Source organism: Tellurirhabdus rosea (assembly GCF_026278345.1).
Classification (GTDB): domain Bacteria; phylum Bacteroidota; class Bacteroidia; order Cytophagales; family Spirosomataceae; genus Tellurirhabdus; species Tellurirhabdus rosea.
Map to the genome: position 1 here is coordinate 4,422,518 of NZ_CP111085.1, position 18,700 is coordinate 4,441,217.

The 18,700-nt window shown below is 58.3% G+C and carries 14 protein-coding genes and 1 pseudogene; 8 read left to right on the forward strand and 7 right to left on the reverse strand.

What is annotated here, in order from left to right:
* Positions 1–76: 76 nt before the first annotated feature.
* Complete coding sequence (locus ORG26_RS18770) at positions 77–1,381, reverse strand: PQQ-dependent sugar dehydrogenase (protein WP_266364498.1); 1,305 nt, start codon at positions 1,379–1,381, stop codon at positions 77–79.
* Positions 1,382–1,544: 163 nt separating this feature from the next.
* Between ORG26_RS18770 and ORG26_RS18775 the strand changes: the two genes are divergently transcribed.
* Positions 1,545–2,219: a porin family protein gene (locus ORG26_RS18775; RefSeq protein WP_266364500.1), complete on the forward strand. Its 675-nt coding sequence runs from the start codon at positions 1,545–1,547 to the stop codon at positions 2,217–2,219.
* Between the two features lie 6 nt (positions 2,220–2,225).
* Here ORG26_RS18775 and ORG26_RS18785 read toward each other — a convergent pair.
* Positions 2,226–2,584 (reverse strand): annotated as a pseudogene (locus ORG26_RS18785) (glyoxalase superfamily protein).
* Between the two features lie 169 nt (positions 2,585–2,753).
* On the opposite strand from ORG26_RS18785, the gene ORG26_RS18790 reads away from it, so the two are divergent.
* Positions 2,754–6,587: a PVC-type heme-binding CxxCH protein gene (locus tag ORG26_RS18790; RefSeq protein WP_323134290.1), complete on the forward strand. Its 3,834-nt coding sequence runs from the start codon at positions 2,754–2,756 to the stop codon at positions 6,585–6,587.
* A gap of 105 nt (positions 6,588–6,692) precedes the next feature.
* Here the strand turns inward: ORG26_RS18790 and ORG26_RS18795 are convergent, their stop codons facing one another.
* Positions 6,693–8,246 (reverse strand): hypothetical protein, encoded by a 1,554-nt coding sequence (locus ORG26_RS18795; protein ID WP_266364506.1) that lies wholly within the window; start codon positions 8,244–8,246, stop codon positions 6,693–6,695.
* A 285-nt stretch (positions 8,247–8,531) separates the two neighbouring features.
* On the opposite strand from ORG26_RS18795, the gene ORG26_RS18800 reads away from it, so the two are divergent.
* Together ORG26_RS18800 and ORG26_RS18805 are read left to right on the forward strand one after the other, a co-directional pair.
* Positions 8,532–8,816 (forward strand): type II toxin-antitoxin system HigB family toxin, encoded by a 285-nt coding sequence (locus ORG26_RS18800; RefSeq protein ID WP_266364508.1) that lies wholly within the window; start codon positions 8,532–8,534, stop codon positions 8,814–8,816.
* A 52-nt stretch (positions 8,817–8,868) separates the two neighbouring features.
* A complete protein-coding gene (locus ORG26_RS18805; RefSeq protein WP_266364510.1) occupies positions 8,869–9,222 on the forward strand; it encodes a helix-turn-helix domain-containing protein in 354 nt (117 codons plus the stop codon).
* Between the two features lie 118 nt (positions 9,223–9,340).
* On the opposite strand, the gene ORG26_RS18810 is transcribed toward ORG26_RS18805, so the two are convergent.
* From ORG26_RS18810 to ORG26_RS18820, 3 genes are all read right to left on the reverse strand, one after another.
* Positions 9,341–10,150, reverse strand: a complete 810-nt coding sequence (locus ORG26_RS18810; RefSeq protein ID WP_266364512.1) for a 5'-methylthioadenosine/adenosylhomocysteine nucleosidase — start codon at positions 10,148–10,150, stop codon at positions 9,341–9,343.
* A 98-nt stretch (positions 10,151–10,248) separates the two neighbouring features.
* The gene (locus ORG26_RS18815) at positions 10,249–11,574 is read right to left on the reverse strand and encodes an NCS2 family permease (RefSeq protein WP_266364514.1); all 1,326 of its coding nucleotides are present in this window, start codon (positions 11,572–11,574) and stop codon (positions 10,249–10,251) included.
* Positions 11,575–11,758: 184 nt separating this feature from the next.
* A complete protein-coding gene (locus ORG26_RS18820; protein ID WP_266364516.1) occupies positions 11,759–12,256 on the reverse strand; it encodes a hypothetical protein in 498 nt (165 codons plus the stop codon).
* 76 nt (positions 12,257–12,332) lie between these two features.
* Here ORG26_RS18820 and ORG26_RS18825 point away from each other — a divergent pair, with 76 nt between their 5' ends.
* The 4 genes from ORG26_RS18825 (at position 12,333) to ORG26_RS18840 (ending at position 16,973) form a co-directional block, all read left to right on the forward strand.
* Positions 12,333–13,502 carry a sensor histidine kinase gene (locus ORG26_RS18825; RefSeq protein ID WP_266364518.1) on the forward strand — a complete coding sequence of 390 codons (1,170 nt, stop codon included), beginning with the start codon at positions 12,333–12,335 and terminating at the stop codon, positions 13,500–13,502.
* Positions 13,503–13,528: 26 nt separating this feature from the next.
* Positions 13,529–14,251 carry a LytR/AlgR family response regulator transcription factor gene (locus tag ORG26_RS18830; RefSeq protein ID WP_266364520.1) on the forward strand — a complete coding sequence of 241 codons (723 nt, stop codon included), beginning with the start codon at positions 13,529–13,531 and terminating at the stop codon, positions 14,249–14,251.
* Between the two features lie 56 nt (positions 14,252–14,307).
* Positions 14,308–16,512 carry a S9 family peptidase gene (locus ORG26_RS18835; protein ID WP_266364522.1) on the forward strand — a complete coding sequence of 735 codons (2,205 nt, stop codon included), beginning with the start codon at positions 14,308–14,310 and terminating at the stop codon, positions 16,510–16,512.
* Between the two features lie 125 nt (positions 16,513–16,637).
* Positions 16,638–16,973 (forward strand): translation initiation factor, encoded by a 336-nt coding sequence (locus tag ORG26_RS18840; RefSeq protein ID WP_266364524.1) that lies wholly within the window; start codon positions 16,638–16,640, stop codon positions 16,971–16,973.
* Positions 16,974–17,072: 99 nt separating this feature from the next.
* On the opposite strand, the gene ORG26_RS18845 is transcribed toward ORG26_RS18840, so the two are convergent.
* Positions 17,073–18,569 (reverse strand): peptide MFS transporter, encoded by a 1,497-nt coding sequence (locus tag ORG26_RS18845; protein ID WP_266364526.1) that lies wholly within the window; start codon positions 18,567–18,569, stop codon positions 17,073–17,075.
* Positions 18,570–18,700: the final 131 nt, after the last annotated feature.

Below are 18,700 nucleotides of genomic sequence, written 5' to 3' on the forward strand. Positions count from 1 at the left end.
AGTTAAAAGTAAGGCTCCGCTTCGTTAGAATCCTGAACGAGCGGAGCCTTACTTTTAACTTTTAATTCTTAACTATTCATTTCTTCGCAACTCGCCAGATCCGGTTGCCGGCGTCATCCGCCACCAGCATAGAGCCATCCGGCAGCACGGCTACGCCGACCGGGCGGCCATAGACTTCCCGTTTTTCCAGATCGGCGATGAAGCCGGTCAGGAAATCCTCCGGCTTACCCGGTTTCCCGTTCGAAAACGGCACAAATACCACCTTATATCCCGACAGCTGCGACCGGTTCCAGGAGCCGTGCTGGCCGATGAACGCGCCGTTCCGGTAGCGCGCCGGAAATGCCTTCTGGTCGTAGAACGCCAGTCCGAGCGAGGCCGTGTGCGCGCCCAGTGCCACGTCCGGGGCAAGGCTCTTTTTGACCAGATCGGGCCGCTCGCCTTTGCGGCGCGGGTCTTCCGTCTTCCCGAAATAGGCGTAAGGCCAGCCGTAGAAACCGCCTTGCCGGACGCTGGTGAGGTAATCCGGCACCAGTTCGTCGCCCAGTTCGTCCCGCTCGTTGACGGCCGTGTAGAGCGTGCGCGTGCCCGGCAGCCAGTCCATGCCGACCGGGTTGCGCAGCCCGTCGGCGTAGATGCGTTCACCTGTGCCGTCGGGATTGACTTCCAGAATAGCGGCCCGGCGCACCTCGTATTGCATGCCGTTTTCGCCTACGTTACTGCCCGACCCGACCGAAATGTAAATCTTCCTGCCGTCCGGACTCGCCAGCAGGTTCCGCGTCCAGTGGTTGTTGTAGCCGCCCGCCGGGAGATTGACGATTTTTTTGCCGGGAACCGTCATTTTCGTCTGTCCGGCTTTGTACGGAAACCGCAGCAGACCGTCGGTATTGGCCACGTAAAAACTGTTGTTCAGGACGAGCATGCCGAACGGCTGGTTGAGGCCTTCCAGAAACGTCTGGCGGACGTCCGGCTTGCCGTCGCGGTTGGTATCCCGGAACAGGGTGATGCGGTTGGCACTTTTTCCCAGCTCCTGCGATTTGGCTTTGCCGGACGCGACCGCCGCCACTTTTTTCGTTCCTTTCGGCTCCGTATTCGCCTCCGAAACAAAAATATCGCCGTTCGGGGCGACATAAATCCAGCGGGGGTTGCGCAGGTCGCGGGCAAATTCGGTGACGACAAAACCTTCCGGCGCTTTCGGTGTTTTGTTGTTCGACCAGCCAATGACATTGCTGAATCGGGCTACGGATTTGGTCGCGAAAGGAGCGGGCAGGCTGGCCGAAGACGCGCCCGTTTTCACCGAAGCGGTGGTACTCTGGGAAGTTGCCTCAAAAAAATTAAACAGAAGAAAGGCCGTCAACAGGCCGTGAAGCACGGTTTTTTTCATTGTTGAGTATAATTAAAGAGCCAAATACTAACCGACTGATTCATAGCATTGTTTAAAGACCAGACCTTCCGGCCGGTGCTCGGGAGGCGCTGGCGCTTTTCATTCCTTCATACAGAAGGCTTACTTTTGTCCGTTAATCAGGCAATTATTCTCCGTAACCGTTATGAAAAAGCTTCTATTCTGTCTGCTGGCGCTCGGCGTCACGTTCTCTTCTCAGGCCCAGTCGGCCCGCGTGGGTCTCCGGGCAGGCCTTACGTTTTCGAGCCTCTACTACCCCCGCGACTACGACCCCGAGCCCTATCGTCCGGGCTTCACGCTGGCCGTTCCCGTGGAGTTTCCGCTGACCCGTCACTGGGCGCTGCAACCCGAACTGGCCTTCACGACCCGCGGCTGGCGGAGCGAACACGTCGTTTACGTCAATCCGCGCGGCAAGTACGTCAGCCGCCGGATTTATTCAGGCTATACCACCAGCCTGGAGATACCCGTTACCTTCAAGTATTACGTGAATTCATTGCGGCAGGGAGCTTATCTGCTGGCGGGGCCGATGGCCGAAGTGTGGATGTACGGGGCTTACCGGGACGATGATGACGATTTCGTCCGTTACAACTACGCCTGGCAGGGCTCCGACCGCGTTCGGCTGGGACTGGCGCTGGGTGTGGGCTACCTGTGGCGGCAGACCAAACTGCCGCTCTACGCCGAGCTGCGTTTTCAGGATACCTGGCTGGGGCCGGGCCGCCGGGAATACGCCCACGTTCGCGGCGTGACGCTCAGCGGTGGCCTGTGGCTGCCGGGCGGCAAGGCGGCCCGGCCCGTGAAGCGTTCGACGCGGCGGCGCTGATCCGGTTTACTTTTCCCGCCAGTACGTCAGACGGTTGTTGAACGGATCGACAACCGTCATCTCCACGGTATTCCAGGGCGTTTCTTCCAGTCCGGGCCTCATGTATTTGTATTTTTTAGCCAGTAACTGCGCCTGAAGCTGCTCCACGTCGGGGTGTGTATCCGGACGCGGGCACCGGGCGAACCATCGCCATGGTGTTCCGAGAGGTGCAGCGTGACGGGGCCGGAGGAAACGGACAGGTACACCGGCATATTTTCTTCAAAACGGTGTTCCCAGTCAATGGTAAAGCCCAGAAAGTCAACGTAAAATTCTTTGGTCTTGGCGTAATCGAAAATCCGGAGAATCGGTGTGACGGACGTGTTCATGCTAGTATTGAATTTGTTGTTGGTTTTCTAAATATAAATGAATTAAGCGCGGGCTTACACCGGCGTGGTAAGTTTATGTTCAGGCAGTTATAAAGCAGACGCAAAGGGCTTTTACGGAAAACAGTCGGACTCGCAAGGGACCGACAAGCTTCCAAACCCTGACGACCGTATGCTGAAACCGTGGACCTTTCTTTTTTCGTTTGTCACGTTTGTCTTCGGATGGATGTACCACCTGAGGCCCGAAAGCGAAACCACCCGTCCTGGCGCCCTGGTCGTCGAGCTGCGTCTGGTGCAGGACGAGGCCGCCGGGACGATTTCGGTCCTGCGGCCGGGCGGTTCGCAGCCCATTCTGGTGCAGAACGCGAAACCCGACTTCCGGCCGTACCTGCACCCGGTTCAGGCTCCCGACGGCAAGGGCCTGCTGACCGAATACAGCCCCGGCCACCACAAGCACCAGACGGGCATTTACTGGGGCTTCACCCGGGTCAACGGCCGCGATTATTTCCACCATCCGGAAGGTACCTACTGGCGGCGCGTGGCGGTGAAAGTGCTTCAGGGAACTGGCCCCGAAGTGAAATGGCAGACCGTCTACCACCTGCTGGACGAAGCCGGTAACCCGGTGCTGACCGAAACCCAGACCTGGGCCATGCGCGACGAAGGCGGCCGCTATTTTCTGGACCTGGAGTGGGCCGGCGAAGCACAAACCGACGTGACCATCGGCAAATACGACTACGGCGGGCTGTTTGTCCGGATGCCGTGGAAAGAAGGCATCAACGGGCAGGTCGTCAACGCCGCCCGGCAGCGCAACGAAAAGGCGGAAGGCCAGCGGGCCATGTGGGTGGACATCGGCATGCAGGTGGACGGTCGCCCCGACCAGGCCCACATCGCCGTTTTTGACCATCCCGAAAACAAAGGATTTCCGCAGATTTGGCGGGTGGACGCCCAACTCGGTGCCGGACCCGCCCGCGCCCGCACTGGTGACTGGAAAATTCCGAAGGGCGAAACCGAAATCATCAAACACCAGCTGTTTGTCTACACGGGCGACCTTAGCGACGTGGAAATTACCAAGGCCTGGAGCAATTACAGCGGACAGGGCGGCACCTGGGCGCTCTGGAACATCGCCCAGCAGGAAGCCAAAGAAGCCAAATTTCTGACGCCGGAAGAGGCAGTAAAGGCCATGACCGTCCCCGAAGGTTTTCAGGTGAACGTCTGGGCCGCCGAGCCGATGATGACCCAGCCGATGGCGTTCTGCTGGGACGACCGCGGCCGCCTCTGGATTGCCGAAAATAAAGACTACGAATCCCGCGGACATGGCTTCTCGAACGCCGGCACGAGCCGGATTCTGATTCTGGAAGATACCGACAAGGACGGCAGGGCCGATAGCCGCAAGGTCTTTCTGGAAGGCATTCCGTTCCCCGCCGCCATGGCCGTGGGCTTTGGCGGGCTGTATCTCGGCGCGCCGCCCAACCTGTTGTTTATTCCGGATAAAAACGGCGACGACGTGGCCGATATGACCGATGTGCAGGTCCGGCTGACGGGCTGGGGCATCCGCGACCGCCACGAAACGCTCAACAGCCTCCACTGGGGTCCGGACGGCTGGCTCTACGGCTGTCAGGGTTTCGCGACGCCTTCAAAAGTCCGCAAGCCCGAAGGAAAGGGCCGACTTTACAAACACAAAGACCCGTTTCCGGAAGACATTCTGAACGGCCCCGGCGTGGATATTAACGGCGGCGTCTGGCGCTATCACCCCGTCAAGGACAAGTTTGAGGTCGTGGCGCACGGCTTCTCGAACCCCTGGGGCATCGATTACGACGCCAAAGGGCAGCTGTTCATCAGCGCCTGCGTGATCCCGCACATGTGGCACGTCATTCCGGGCGGCATCTACCACCGGCAGGGCGGACAGCATTTCAATCCCTACGTCTACAGCGACATCCGGACCATCGCCGACCACAGCCACCGTTCGGCGCATGGCGGGGCGCGGATTTACCAGTCGGACGCTTTTCCGGACAACCACAAGGGCCGGATTTTCATGGCCAACATCCACGAACATGCCGTTCTGTCGGACGTTCTGGAAAAGAAAGGTTCGGGTTTTGTCGCCCGACACGGGGATGATTTTTTGCTCGCAAACAACGCGCAATGGGTGGGCTTCAGCATGGAGATCGGCCCCGACGGCGGGTTGTACGTCCTCGACTGGCATGATGCGGACATTTGCGGCAAAGAGGTTTTGAACAGCGAAACCGGCCGGATTTTCCGGATTGTTCCCAAAGCGTCGAAGGCCGAAAACTGGAAAGGCCGCTACGCCGATCTGACCAAATTAACCGACGCTCAACTGGTAGACCTCCAGACCAGTCCCAGCGACTGGCACGCCCGCCGCGCCCGCCTGATCCTTCAGCACCGGGCCGCTGAAGGGCGACTCGCCAAAAAAACGCACGCCCAACTGCGCGAGGTGTTTCAGAAAAATTCCAATGCGGACTGGCGGCTGCGCGCGATGTGGGCCCTGCACCAGACCGGCGGTTTTAGCGCCAAAGACCTGACCGGCCTCCTGGCGGACCGCGACGAATACGTCCGCGCCTGGGCCATTCAGTTGTTGTGTGAAGACAAGGCTGCCCCGGCCGAAGCCCTGAACGTGTTTGCCCGCATGGCCCGTGAGGACGCCTCGCCGGTGGTGCGGCTGTATCTGGCGTCGGCCCTGCAGCGGATGAACGCGTCGTCGGCCTGGCCGATTGCCGAAGCGCTGGCCCGCCACGGCGAAGATACCGAGGACCACAATCTGCCGAAAATGCTTTGGTTTGGACTGGAACCACTGGTGAAAGCGGCTCCCGACCGGGCGCTGGCGCTGGCCGCAGAAAGCAACATTCCGATGATTGCCCGCTACATCGCCCGGCGGCTGGTCGATGCAGATGCGGTCAACGGCGTGGTCACCGCCATCGGCAAAAAGCCGAAAACGCAGGTGAGCCTGCTGGAAGGACTCCGCGACGGTCTGGAAGGCCGCTTCGATCTGACGGCCCCGGCGGCCTGGTCGGGCGTTTACGCCAGTCTGCGCAGTTCCGGCGGTCAGACAAGCCAGTTGGCGCTCCAGGTAGCGCAGCGGTTCGGCGATACCGAGGCGACCCAGAAATACCTGACGACCCTCAAAGACCGGAGCGCCGATGCCGAACAGCGTCGGCAGGCTCTGGCGGCGGTTTCGGCCCGGAAACGCCCCGAACTGGTTGCCGAACTGCCCGCCCTGCTCAACGACCCGGCCCTGCGTCCGGACGCCATCCGGGCCATTGCCGGGTACGAAAACGAATCGCTGGCAAAGCTGCTGCTGTCGAAATACAACAGCTTTAATGCCGCCGAAAAGCTGGAAGCGGTGCAGACGCTGTCGGCCCGGCCCCGCTACGGCTGGCTGCTGACGGGGGCCATCAAAGACGGCTCGGTGCCCAAACGGGAGGTGCCGCCCTACGTTGCCCGGCAGTTGCTGCGGGTCGTAGGCAGTGGTTTCGTGGAAGTCTGGGGACCCATTGAGCAGCAGGGAATGGATGAGAAATCGTACAAAAAATACCAGCGGCTGCTGACCGACAAAGCACTGGCGGCGGCGAATCCGGTGAAAGGCGAGGCGCTGTTCCAGCGGACCTGCGGCAGTTGCCATAAAATGTACGGCAAAGGCGGCAATATCGGCCCGGACCTGTCGGGGTCTAACCGCTCCAGTGTCGATTACCTTCTGTTCAACGTGCTCAATCCCAGCGGGGAAATTCAGGACGATTACAAACTCGTCGTGATTACGACCCGCGACGGGCGGACTTATTCGGGCAATATCGTGTCGGAAAACGACCGGCAACTGACGCTTCGGATTGTGGGGCAGGAGGCGGTGCTGCTGAACAAATCGGCCATCCAGTCCCGCGAGGTGACGCCCGTGTCGATGATGCCGCCCGGACTGTTCGATTCGCTAACGGATACGGAGGTAGTGGATCTCGTGCGGTACCTGCAAACGGCCGAGCCGGAGAAGCAGGCGAAGAAGTAAGAAGGGCTGTTTCACGCAGATTCCCGCAGATTTGATTCGCAGATTCTCACAGAAAAATCCGCGTCAATCTGCGAGAAAATCCGCGTGAATCTGCGAGAAACAAGCCTACAGCCCCTTCAGCAAATCCACCATCGCCCCGTGCAGCCGCGGCCCCGTTTCCGGCCCGACCGAGTTGATTTCGCCGTAAAGCTTTCCTTCCGCTCCGTACAAATACGGCGCTTCGGTGTCCCATTCGGTTTTGGGAATAATGTAGCCCAGTTCGTCGTTTGCCAACCCGACCACGAACTTGTACCGGCCCCGCATGAGTGTGCGCAGGGCGGGCGTTTCTACGGGCTTGCCCGGAAAATCCCCCCCGGCCGGACTTTCGATGCCCCCGTTGACGATTTCGGGATAAATCTCCCCCGGAACGAACAGAAACGAAGCCTCTCCCAATTGAACGGCGGCCACTTCCGTCCGCAATTGTCCCCAGCGGCTGTACCCGGCATCGATGATTCCCAGCGCCACGCCCAGCCGGAACAGCTTGTTGTCCAGCGGTAACTCCACGGTCCGGGCGAGCAGCCGGATGCCCGCCTGCGCGGTGGTGCTGTCCTGGCCTTGCAGTGCCTGATACACCAGCCGGGCGAGCTGTTTGCCCTCCGCATCGGCTTTTTCGAAAGACGGTTCCCTGAAACGCTGGCCCGAAACGGGGTCCGCTACCGTCACTTCGGGTGAGGTGGTCATGAGGCCGCCGATGCAGCCGGTGGCGTACACGACCGTGCCGCCCAGCCCCGGCTGAACCGTCCGGGTGCTGTCGGAAATGCCTTTTTCGAGATACTCCCGAACGTAGTGCGGGAAGTCGGAGGTAATTGCGCGGTTTTTACTCCAGAGCGTTTCGGGATGATTGCCCCAGACCACGAGGGTGCCCAGCGTGCTGTCCCGGTCGGCGGCGAGGGCCTGCATGATGTACAGGCCGGAGTCCTTGACCAGGGGCTTGCGGGTGTCGGTCACCAGCGAATCGGCCCCGGTGGGGTCCTGCGCAAATTTGAGGCGGGCGGGTTGCAGGCGACTGGCGGCCTGTACGATGGCTCGCACGACCTGATCTTCGACAAAGCGCTCGTAGTCCCGGTTCACGCCCGATTCGAGGAAGCTGTCGCCCCACATGCCGATCATGTCCGGGCCTTCGTGGTTATGCGTGCTGCAAACGATGGTGTAGGTAATCCCGGCGATTGTGGGCAGCGCCTTCCGGACGTTCACCACGTTTTTATGACTGAATCCAAGCAGATCCACCGCCACAATCGCCAGCCGCGTCTGCCCGTCGTCGATGACAGCGGCGCGGGCCCACAGGTCGTCGTGGGCACCGTTGGCGGCGCGGCCCTTGCCAAATCCGGCCATCCAGTAGGTGTCGAAGCGGCCGTTGTTGTTGCCGTCGTAGAAGGTATCGCCTTTGCCGGGTTCGTAGGCGGCGTTGCTGTCGGCGTCGGTCCAGCGGTCGGGCAGGGGCGGCGTAATGATCAGGGCAGCGAATCCGGCCCGGAGCGGCTGGGGCGAAGCGGGTGCCTTGATGTCGAGGTCGAGGCTGTAGCCGGGATGCCGGTCGCGGCCGTTGTAGTAAGCGTATCCGGCGGCAATGAGGACGAGGCCGAGCAGAAACAGGGCGGTGTACTTGGCAAATTTCTTCATGACAGGTCGGGCTGTGGGCTTTCGGAGAAAAATGGCGATTGGGTCTTCTGGCTAATTACGAATTCCTTCGCCCAATCCCAAGCCAAGGGGGGCCGGTTTGGGCCTTATCCCTGTCTTGTGTCTGCACAGACCACGGGTTGGTTAACGCCTTCCAATACGTTTAAGCATAAATTCCCGTCGGAGGTACAAAAGTGAAAAATACAAAGAGGAATTTCCCAAAATGGGAAATTTATATATTTGCTCTAAGGTTGAAATTTATTTACACCGTAACGCACAAAAACCCCAATGCGAATTATCGCCTTACAAACTTTACGGGAGTTTTGGGAACTACATCCTGACGCGCAGGCAGCTCTGAAGACGTGGTACACCAAAATTGAAAAAAGTACTTATGCGAATCCACAAGAAGTAATAAAAGTTTTTAAAGATGCTGATACGGCAAGCGAGGGGCGAATTATCTTCAATATTGCCCGAAATAAGTACCGATTAGTGGCCGCATTCCGGTACGATAAACAAATCTGCTGGATTAAGTTTATTGGCTCTCACAAAGAGTATGATACGTTAAAATTATAAAATCAAAACCATCCGGCCCCGAAACTGCACGCCATCTTTTACCAGAACAGCAATGACAATTAAAGCTATTAAATCGGAACAGGATTATCAGGAGGCCATGAAGACGGTCGAAGCACTCTGGAGTAGCCCGGAAGGCAGTTCCGAAGCGGACTATCTTGAAGTGCTCGCTATTTTGATTGAAGACTACGAGAAAAAACACTTTTCGCTTCCCGACCTTGACCCCATTGACCTGGTAAAATATCAAATGGAGGAACTGGGGCTTTCCAAGTCCGACGTTGCCCCTTTCTTTGGAGGCACGAACCGGGTTTCAGAAGTCCTTTCCGGCAAGCGGAATTTAACCTTGAAGATGATTAGGGAGATTAGCCGTAACCTAAATATTCCTCCCAACCTTCTTATTGGGACATAAAAAGAAAACCTAACCGATAAGTGGGTTTTCTTATCTGGTCGTAAATCGTTTGATTGTCGACAGGCTATGTCTCATCGCCCCGAAACATAGCCTGTTCGGTGGTCTGCCTCCCCACAATCTAACGAAGAGCCCGCACAATCCCCATCACCAGATTCGCCGAGTTCCGCGCGGCAATTTTGACGAAGGCCAGCATATCCGTGCGGGCGTTGGAGTTGGCTTTGTCGCTCAGGCTCCGGATCACCAGACAGGGCACGCCTTGCTGGTAGCACACCTGCGCCACCGCTGCGCCTTCCATCTCCGTCGCGTCGGCGCGGAACTCCTGCCGTAGACTCGCCACCTTTTCTTCCGATGACACGAACATATCGCCCGTAACCACCGTCCCGACGATGACCGAAGGCGGCCGCGAGGTCTGCGGAATGCTTTCAAACTTCTGACTTTTGGCCACGGCCACGGCGGTTTTCAGCAGCACCGAATCGCCCGGAAAATACTCGGGGTTCAGCTCCTTCGTGATAGGATTGCGGGTCTGGTGCGTCTTGCGCTTGTCGAACGTGGTGTAGTAGAAGTCGTGGTAGGCCGTTTTGTCCGCAATCACGAGGTCGCCGGGCTGTAGCTCCGGGTTGGTGCCGCCCGCAATGCCGGTAAACAAGACCCGTTCGGGTTTGAAATAGGCCAGCACAAAAGCCGTCGTCATGGCGGCGTTGGTTTTGCCGATGCCGGTTTCCGCTACCACCACGCGCCGCCCGTTCAGGGTGCCGGTCGTGAAGGCAATGCCGTTCAGAGTTTCGGTCTTCGCGTTGGTCAGCGACTGCCGGACCATGTCCACCTCCTGGTCAAAAGCCCCGAGCAGGGCCGTGACCGGTTCGGATTTGTACAATTGGGCAAAAGACGTCTGAACAAGGAAAAGCAGGAGTACAAGTATTTTTTTCATGGCGTAAAGTTCGGGAAAAAGGCAATATCCCGGACCGGGGCGCAGACAACGGACCTAAACAATGTTTTCCAGAAGCCCGCCGCCGTTTTCCGCCGCGGCTAATGCCCCGAAAACAGCGCCAGCAGACAGAACGCATCCACCACCCACAGCCCCACCGGGATTTCCCGCCGTTTGCCCACTGCCAGCTTGGCGACGGTCCAGAGCAGAAAGCCCCAGATGATGCCCTGCGTGATGGAGTAGGCGAACGGAATCAGCACCAGCGCCACAAAAGCGGGGAGGGCTTCGTCCAGCGCGCCCCAGTTGATCTTGGTGACGGGCTTCATCATGAACGCGCCGACCAGCACCAGCGCCGGGGCCGTGGCGATGCCCGGAATGACGGACAGCAAGGGCGAAAGAAACAGGAACGGCAGAAACAGACAGCCCGCCACCACGGCCGTCAATCCCGTGCGTCCGCCCTGCTCAATGCCGATGGCCGACTCGATGTAGGCTGTTCCCGGACTGGTGCCCAGCGCCCCGGCGAGGGTCGTGGCAACGGCGTCGGTCAGCAGCGAGCGGTCCAGATGCTGCGGATTTCCGTCTTCATCGTAGAGGTCGGCCGCTTCGGCGACGCCTACGAAGGTGGACAGGCTGTCGAACAAATCGGTGAAAACAAAGGCGAAAATAACGGGCCAGAGGCTCAGTTGCAGCGAGTTGATGAAATCGAGGCGACCCAGCAGGCTAAAATCCGGGGCGGCGACGATCTCGGTAAAATTGACCAGCGTTTTCTGCCCATAATTCACGGCAGAGGCGTCGCCGTACCAGCGGCCAATGGGCCAGGCCGCCAGCGTCGTCAGCACAATGCCGATGATAATGGCCCCCGGCACCTGCCGGATTACCAGCACGGCCATTAGCATCAGACCGAACAGAAACGTCAGCACGATGGGGTCTTTGATGCTTGCGATGCCCACCAGCGTAGCGGGATTGCCGACGATGAACCGGGCATTTTCGAAGCCGATGAGGCTGATAAACAGGCCGATGCCCGCCGCCACCGCGTAGCGCAGCGGCTGCGGAATGGTTTTGACAATGGAAGAACGAACGTTGAAAACCGAGAGCAGCAGAAACAGCACCCCTGCCCAGAAAACCGCCCCCAGCGCCACCTCGGGCCGGATTCCCATCGTCTTGACGGCCGTAAAGGTGAAGAACGCATTGAGGCCCATGCCCGGAGCGACCACAATCGGGTTTTTGGCGTACAAACCCATCATCAGACTGCTGATAAAGGACAGCAGCACCGTGGCCGTCAGTACCCCGCTGAAGGGCAAACCGGCCTGACTCAGGATCGAGGGGTTGACCACAATGATGTACATCGTGGCCAGAAAAGTGGAAATACCGGCAAGAACTTCCGTTCGGACAGAAATAGATGAAGGGTTGGTCAAGGGGTTGTTCATAGGAATATCGGTAGCTACACCAATCGCCGCCGAAAATACGCAAACCCTTCTAAATAGTAGGAAAATTATTGTGCCAACGGCAGAAGGGCGGCCTCGCCGGGGGCGCAAAGCAAAGCGGAGCGTGACCGGAATCCCGGCGAAACTCCGCTTTTTCCGCACCGCGCGGCGAGACCGCCCCGTCTGTTTACCTGATCTGGGCCGCTACCCAGTTTTGGTCGGCGCGCATCTGCCGGGTGGCGGCGTATTCCCGCAGGGCCTGGGTGAGGACCGTATTGAGGCTTTCGGCTACCTGTATACGCCGGATGTTGACCCGTACTTTTTTGAGTTGTTCCTTGTAAACCAGCACGTTATCGGTATTGTAAAAGTACGCCACGGATTGTCTGTTCGGACGGGGGGCCGTCTCGACGACCCAGTAGCCGCCTTCCGGAACGGGCAGCGTCCGGCGAATCTGGCCGAAAGACAACGGGGCCGTCAGCAGGAGGGTGAGAACGGCGAAAGCGCGGAAGGAGTTCATTAGCATGTTCATAGTCGTGTTGTGTTTGTTTACGACCGAAAAGTAACGCGTCCGAAAGCCCGGTGCTGCCGTTTTCGCCCGGTGACCGGCGTCCATAGCCAGAAACGACCGCGGGAGGGCCGAATGCCGGACGGCGACAACCTTTGCCGTTTGTCGACGGGGGTTCACCGTTCGTCTACAAAGGCCGCGCGGAATGGCGGTTTAGCCCTCCTTTCGTTACCTTCGAACTCAAAACGAGGGATTTATGCGGCTCTTCACCCACGACTTCGTCTTCTCGAAAGCACCCCGCTACCGGCTGGCCCGACATGGCCTGTTCTGGGGAATCAACTGGCTGCATTTCATGGTGTTGTACGGGGTCTTTCCGGTGTACTATTTTCTGGGGAAAGGCCATACCCTGTCCGGGGCACTGATTCGGGGGCTGTTTTCGTCGGGTGTGGAGGCCGTTCTGTACATGCCCCAGCACATGGTGTTTGCCTACGGGATCATCTACGTGCTGTTTCCCCGGTTTCTGTACAGGGGGCGCTACATCGGTACGGCTCTGGGGGTGATTTGCCTGATCATGCTGGCAGGATTGATGTCGACGGTGATGAACGTTCTGGTGGTCTCCCATTTTCGCGAATGGACCGGCCTGCAGCGCAATGCCGGGTCGTTTGTGTATATTTTTATGGCCGGGATGCGGGGCGGCACCACCGTGGGCGGGTTTGCCGCCGCGATCAAAATCGTCAAGGACTGGTACCAGAAACGGCAGGCGCTCCAGCAGATCGAACGCGAAAAGATGGCCGCCGAACTGCAACTGCTGAAATCGCAGATTCACCCGCATTTTCTGTTCAACACGCTCAACAACCTGTATTCGCTGACCCTGCACGCGTCGAAACAGTCGCCGGCGGTGGTGCTCAAACTGTCGCAACTGCTGCGGTACATGCTCTACGAGGCCAACGCCGCCCAGGTACCGCTCGACGCCGAAATCGCGTTTCTCCGGAATTACATTGGCCTGGAACAACTGCGCTACGGCCAGCGCCTGGACATGTCCGTGTCCATCACCGGCGATACCGGCAACAAACTGGTGGCCCCGCTGCTGCTGGTGCCGTTTCTGGAAAATGCCTTCAAACACGGCACGAGTGAGCAGCTGGAACAGGCCTGGATGCATCTGGAACTGGCCGTGCAGAACAACGTCATGAAGTTCAAGCTCGTCAACAGCCGGGAGCCGACGGCCGAACACGAGCAGCAGTACGGAGGCATCGGCCTGCAGAACGTCAGAAAGCGGCTCGAACTGCTGTACCCGGGGCGGCACGACCTCAAAATCATTCCCGAAGAAGAAACCTTTCTGGTGAGCCTGACGCTCGAACTGGCCGAACAACCCGCTCTGGCATCCGCTGAACCGATTTTTCCGTCGGTTCCGGCGACCACTGCTTAAGTTTATCCCAATTTTTGCCGGTAATCATGAAGCTACGCTGCCTGTTGATTGATGATGAGCCGCCCGCGCTGGAGGTACTGCAGTCGTACATTGAGATGGTCGACGGGTTCGAAATAGCGGGCAAATGCTACAATGCCGTGCAGGCGTTCGGCGTGTTGCAGGAAAAGCCGGTGGACCTGCTGTTTCTGGACATCAAGATGCCCCGGCTGCTCGGGACGGATTTTCTGCGCAGCCTCCGCCAGCCGCCCAAGGTGATCTTCACCACGGCCTATCCCGACTACGCCCTGGAAGGCTACGAACTCGACGCGGTCGATTACCTGCTGAAACCGATTCCCTTCGAGCGCTTTCTGAAAGCCGTCGCCAAAGTGATGCGCACCGACGCGCCGGTGCTGGCCGCGGCGGAGGTCCGGCCCGCCGCTCAGGAGCCAACGACGTTTCTCTACTTCCGCGCCGACCGCAAAATGGTCAAAGTGTTCACCCGCGACATTCTTTACGTGGAAAGCCTGAAGGATTACGTGAAAATCGTCCTGACGACGGGCCGGCCGCTGGTGGTGAAACAGACGATTTCGTCGGTAGAGGAGATGCTGCCCGAAACCGCTTTCCTGCGTATCCACCGCTCCTTTGTGGTGGCGATTGATAAAATCACGGCCTACACGCCGACGCATATCGACGTGGCCGGACAGGAACTGCCCGTCGGGCGGCTGTATCAGAAAGAGGTCGGGCGGGTACTGAAAATGGCGGTGGAGTAGTTGCCGGGAATTTTCATTAAGTTTGGGAAAATAACTAATCCTTCTTCATCAGAAATATGCCCAGAATCAGGCTTTTTTTCTTCTTTCTTTTTGTAAGCTACACTGCTTTCTCGCAGCAGAAACAACGGTACCAAAGCCTGCCGCAGGCCCTTTCCGCGGGCGGGCAACTGTCGGGTTCCAACGGGCCCCGCAGCGTGAACTGGATCGAAGGCGGCAACCGGTTTTCGTACATCGCCGGGCAGAACGTCATCAAAACCTTTTCGCCTAAAGACCAGCGCGAGGAAACCGTCTTCGACGGCAGCGGCCTGAAGTTTCCCGGAACCGACAAGCCGTTTCAGTACAGTTCGTTCCAGTGGTCAAAAGACTCAAAGAACCTGGTGTTCCAGGCCAACTTCCGGCCCGTCTGGCGGCGTTCGGGCATCTCGGACTACTACGTGTATTCGGTTGCCGACAAAAGCCTGAAACTGGTGGCCAAAGATGCGCAGACGGCCGAGCTGTCGCCCGACGGCACGAAGGTCGGCTACGAACGGGGCGGCAACCTGTTTGTCTTCGATTTTGCCGCCGGGAAAGAAACGCAGCTCACCAGCGACGCCAAACCCGCCTTCTACAACGGCCGTTTCGGCTGGGCGTACGAGGAGGAATTCGGCCTGGCGCAGGCCTGGGACTGGTCGCCGGACAGCAAATTCATCGCTTTCTGGCAGTCCGACGAACGGCAGGTGCCGCTGTACCGCCTCACGGATTACAAAGGTTTTGACGAACAGTTCGATTCGCTGCCGTATCCCCGCGTCGGCGACCGGAATCCGACCGTCCGCATTGGCACCATTGAAATAGCCAGCGGCAAAAAAGCGTGGATGAAAGTCGAAGGCGAGGAAGGCTACATTCCCCGGATTTACTGGACGGCCCAGCCGGGTCAGCTGGCGCTGGTGCACCTGAACCGCAAGCAGAATCACCTGCAGCTCTACATGGCCGATGCCCGGACGGGCGAGGCGCGCCAGGTGATGGAGGAAAAGTCGGACGCCTGGGTGGATGTCTTCGACTTCTTCGCCGGCATCATGCACTATTTCTACTTTCCGACCGAAACCAAAGAATTTTTCTGGGTCTCCGAACGGGACGGTTTTGCGCATGTGTACCGCTACGATTATACCGGAAAGCTTCTGAATCAGGTGACGAAAGGCCCTTGGGAAGTGACCTACGTGCACAGCGTGGACGCAAAAACAAAGAAGATCTACTACACCTCGACCGAAGTTTCACCGCTCGAACGGCAGCTGTACGTGGTCGATTTCGACGGAAAAAACAAACGCCGCCTCACGCAGACGGCCGGCCGCCATACCATCAACTTTTCGCCCAACGGCCAGTACTACATCGATCGCTATTCTAACCTGACCACTCCGACGCAGGTGGAACTCTGGGATACGCGCGGTGCGAAAATCAAGACGCTGGAAGACAACGCCCGCGTCCGGGAATTCCTCAACACGCACGCCTACGCCCCCAAAGAACTGATGAACTTCACGACCTCGGATGGGCAGAAAATCGACATCTCGGTCATCAAACCGCTGGATTTCGACCAGAGCAAGAAGTACCCGGTCGTGATTGATATTTACGGTGGCCCCGGCGCGCAGTCGGTGTACAACGAGTTCTCGGGCGGCGGCTGGCACCAGTGGCTGGCCCAGCAGGGTTACGTGGTGGTGAGCGTAAACAACCGGGGCAGCGGCGGCTACGGCCGGGCCTTCGAAAAGGTGGTCTACGAAAAACTAGGCCAGTACGAAAGTCTGGATTTTGCCGAAACGGCCCGTTACCTCGCCACCCTGCCCTGGGCCGACGGCGGCCGCATGGCCATTCGCGGCCACAGCTACGGTGGTTACACGAGCAGCTTCACGATGCTGACGCATCCCGGCGTGTTCAAAGTGGCGCTGGTAGGTGCTCCCGTAACCGACTGGCGCCTGTACGACAGCATCTACACCGAACGCTACATGGGCCTGATGCCGGAAAACAAGGCCAACTACGAAAAAAGCGCCGTTTCTCCCTACGCCAAAAACCTGCAGGGCCGGATGTTCATCGCCCACTCGACCATGGACGAAAACGTTCACGTCCGGAACACGATGCAACTGGTCAATGCCCTGATCGATGCGGGCAAGGACCACGACCTGCGCATTTATCCGCCGGGTGCCCATGGGGTGGCCTACAACGGTCCGAGCTACCTGCTGCTGCACCAGCAATACACGGACTATCTGGATAAATACCTGAAAAACGGAACGATGTAATTTGGGTTAACCACAGAGGACACGGAGGCAGGCACAGAGGGACACAGAGATTTTATGTTGCAGAAAACAACTCTGTGCCCCTCTGTGCCTGCCTCCGTGTCCTCTGTGGTTAAAACAAAAAATCTATGAGCAAGAAAAACAAAACCGGTATTGTGTACTCAACCAATCCGGACTTCGACTACCTGAATGACGCCCAGCCCGAGGCCGAAACGCTGCCCCCCCAGCAGCAGAATCTTCGGATTTTCCTCGACCGCAAAGGCGGCAATAAAGTTGTGACGGCCGTGGCCGGTTTCGTCGGCACCGACGCCGACCTGAACGATCTCGGAAAGCAGCTGAAAAACGCCTGTGGCTCCGGCGGTTCTGTCAAAGACGGTGAAATCCTCGTCCAAGGCGACCACCGCGACAAACTCCTGACCTGGCTCACCACAAAAGGGTACAAAGCCAAAAAAGCAGGAGGTTAAACCAGTTAAGAGTTAAAAGTTAAAAGTTAAAAGTAAGGCTTCGCCGGTTCAGAAACCTGAATAAGCGAAGCCCTACTTTTAACTCTTAACTTTTAATTTTTAACTTATTCCGCCCATCCATTTCTTGAGGGGTTTGGAGAAGAGCAGGATGATGAGGCCGGAGGCGATGCTGAAGTAGACTACGCTCATGAAGAGGTCGGGCATCTGGGCGACGTTTTCTTCGTCGAAACCACCGGCAAACAGACCCGCAATCAGGTTACCGAGCGAGGAGGCTACAAACCAGATGCCCATCAGCTGGCTCACGTACCGCTTCGGAGCCAGTTTGGTGAACGAACTTAGGCCGACCGGGCTCAGGCAGATTTCTCCCAGCGTGTGGAAAAGATACGTGAACGTCAGCCAGAGGGGAGAGGTTTGGGCACCCGTCACGGCAATGCGCGAGGCAAAAACCATCACCAGATAGCCCAGACCCAGCAGCAGCAGACCAATCGCGAATTTGACCGGGGCGGGCGGGTTCGTCCCCCGGTTTGCCAGCGTAATCCAGAGGGACGCCAGAATCGGGGAGCAGGTCAGGATAAAGAACGGGTTGAAGTTCTGGAACCAGCTTGAAGGCACCTGCCAGCCGAACAGATTCAGGTCCGTATGCCGGTCCGCAAAAATCTGCAGAGACGACCCCTGCTGCTCAAAACCGGCCCAGAAAAGCGCCGCCGCCAGGAAGAACACAAAGAGCACGCCGACCCGCTTTTTCTCCACCTCCGTCAGCCCACCGGCAATCAGAATGTAGGCGAAGTAGCTCACGGCCACCAGGGAAATGATCGAGCCCATGGCTTTGGCCAGTCCCTGCGCGGTCGTCAGGTCGAGGGTGCCCGTCAGGTGCAGACCCGCCAGAATCGCGACCAGCACGGCCAGGAAAACCAGCAATGAACGGCTGCCGCCGGACCCTTTTTCCTCCGCTGCCGTCGGGCGCGGGGCGTTGCCGTATTCGCTAAGGTACTTTTGACCGGCGATGCGGAAGATGAACAGCCCCAGGGCCATGCCGATGGCGGCGGCTCCGAAGCCGTAATGCCAGCCTACTTTCTGGCCCAGGTACCCGACGATGGTGATGCCGAGGAACGAGCCCAGGTTGATGCCCATGTAGAAGATGTTGAACGCCGCATCCCGCCGGGCACCGCCTTCCGGGTACAGTTCGCCCACGATGGCACTGATGTTGGGTTTGAGCAGGCCCGTTCCCAGCGCTACGGTGCACAGACCGATGTAAAACAGCGCCGCCCCGCCCGGTACTGCCAGGATAATGTGCCCGATCATGATGATAATGCCGCCGTACCAGATGGATTTACGCTGGCCCAGAATATTGTCGGCAATCCAGCCTCCCGGCAGCGACAGGAGGTACACCGAGGCGGTGTATAGAGAGTAAATCGCCGCGCCTTCCGCTTCGGTCAGCCCCATGCCCCCCTCGCCGATGTTGGCGATGAGAAAAAGCAGCAAAATGGCCCGCATGCCGTAATAACTGAACCGTTCCCACATCTCGGTGAAAAACAGAACATACAGACCCCGCGGGTGGCCGGTCGAGGAGGACGGTGGTGAAACAGTTGCTTGCATTCTGATGAAGAAAGGTTTATTTACTTTTAAGGTGAAACTGTGGTAATTAACGATGAAAAAGATCGTAAAGATACGAAATAGTCAGATGCCGGGTCATTAAATCAGGAAAAGGACTGAGTTTCGGCATAGAC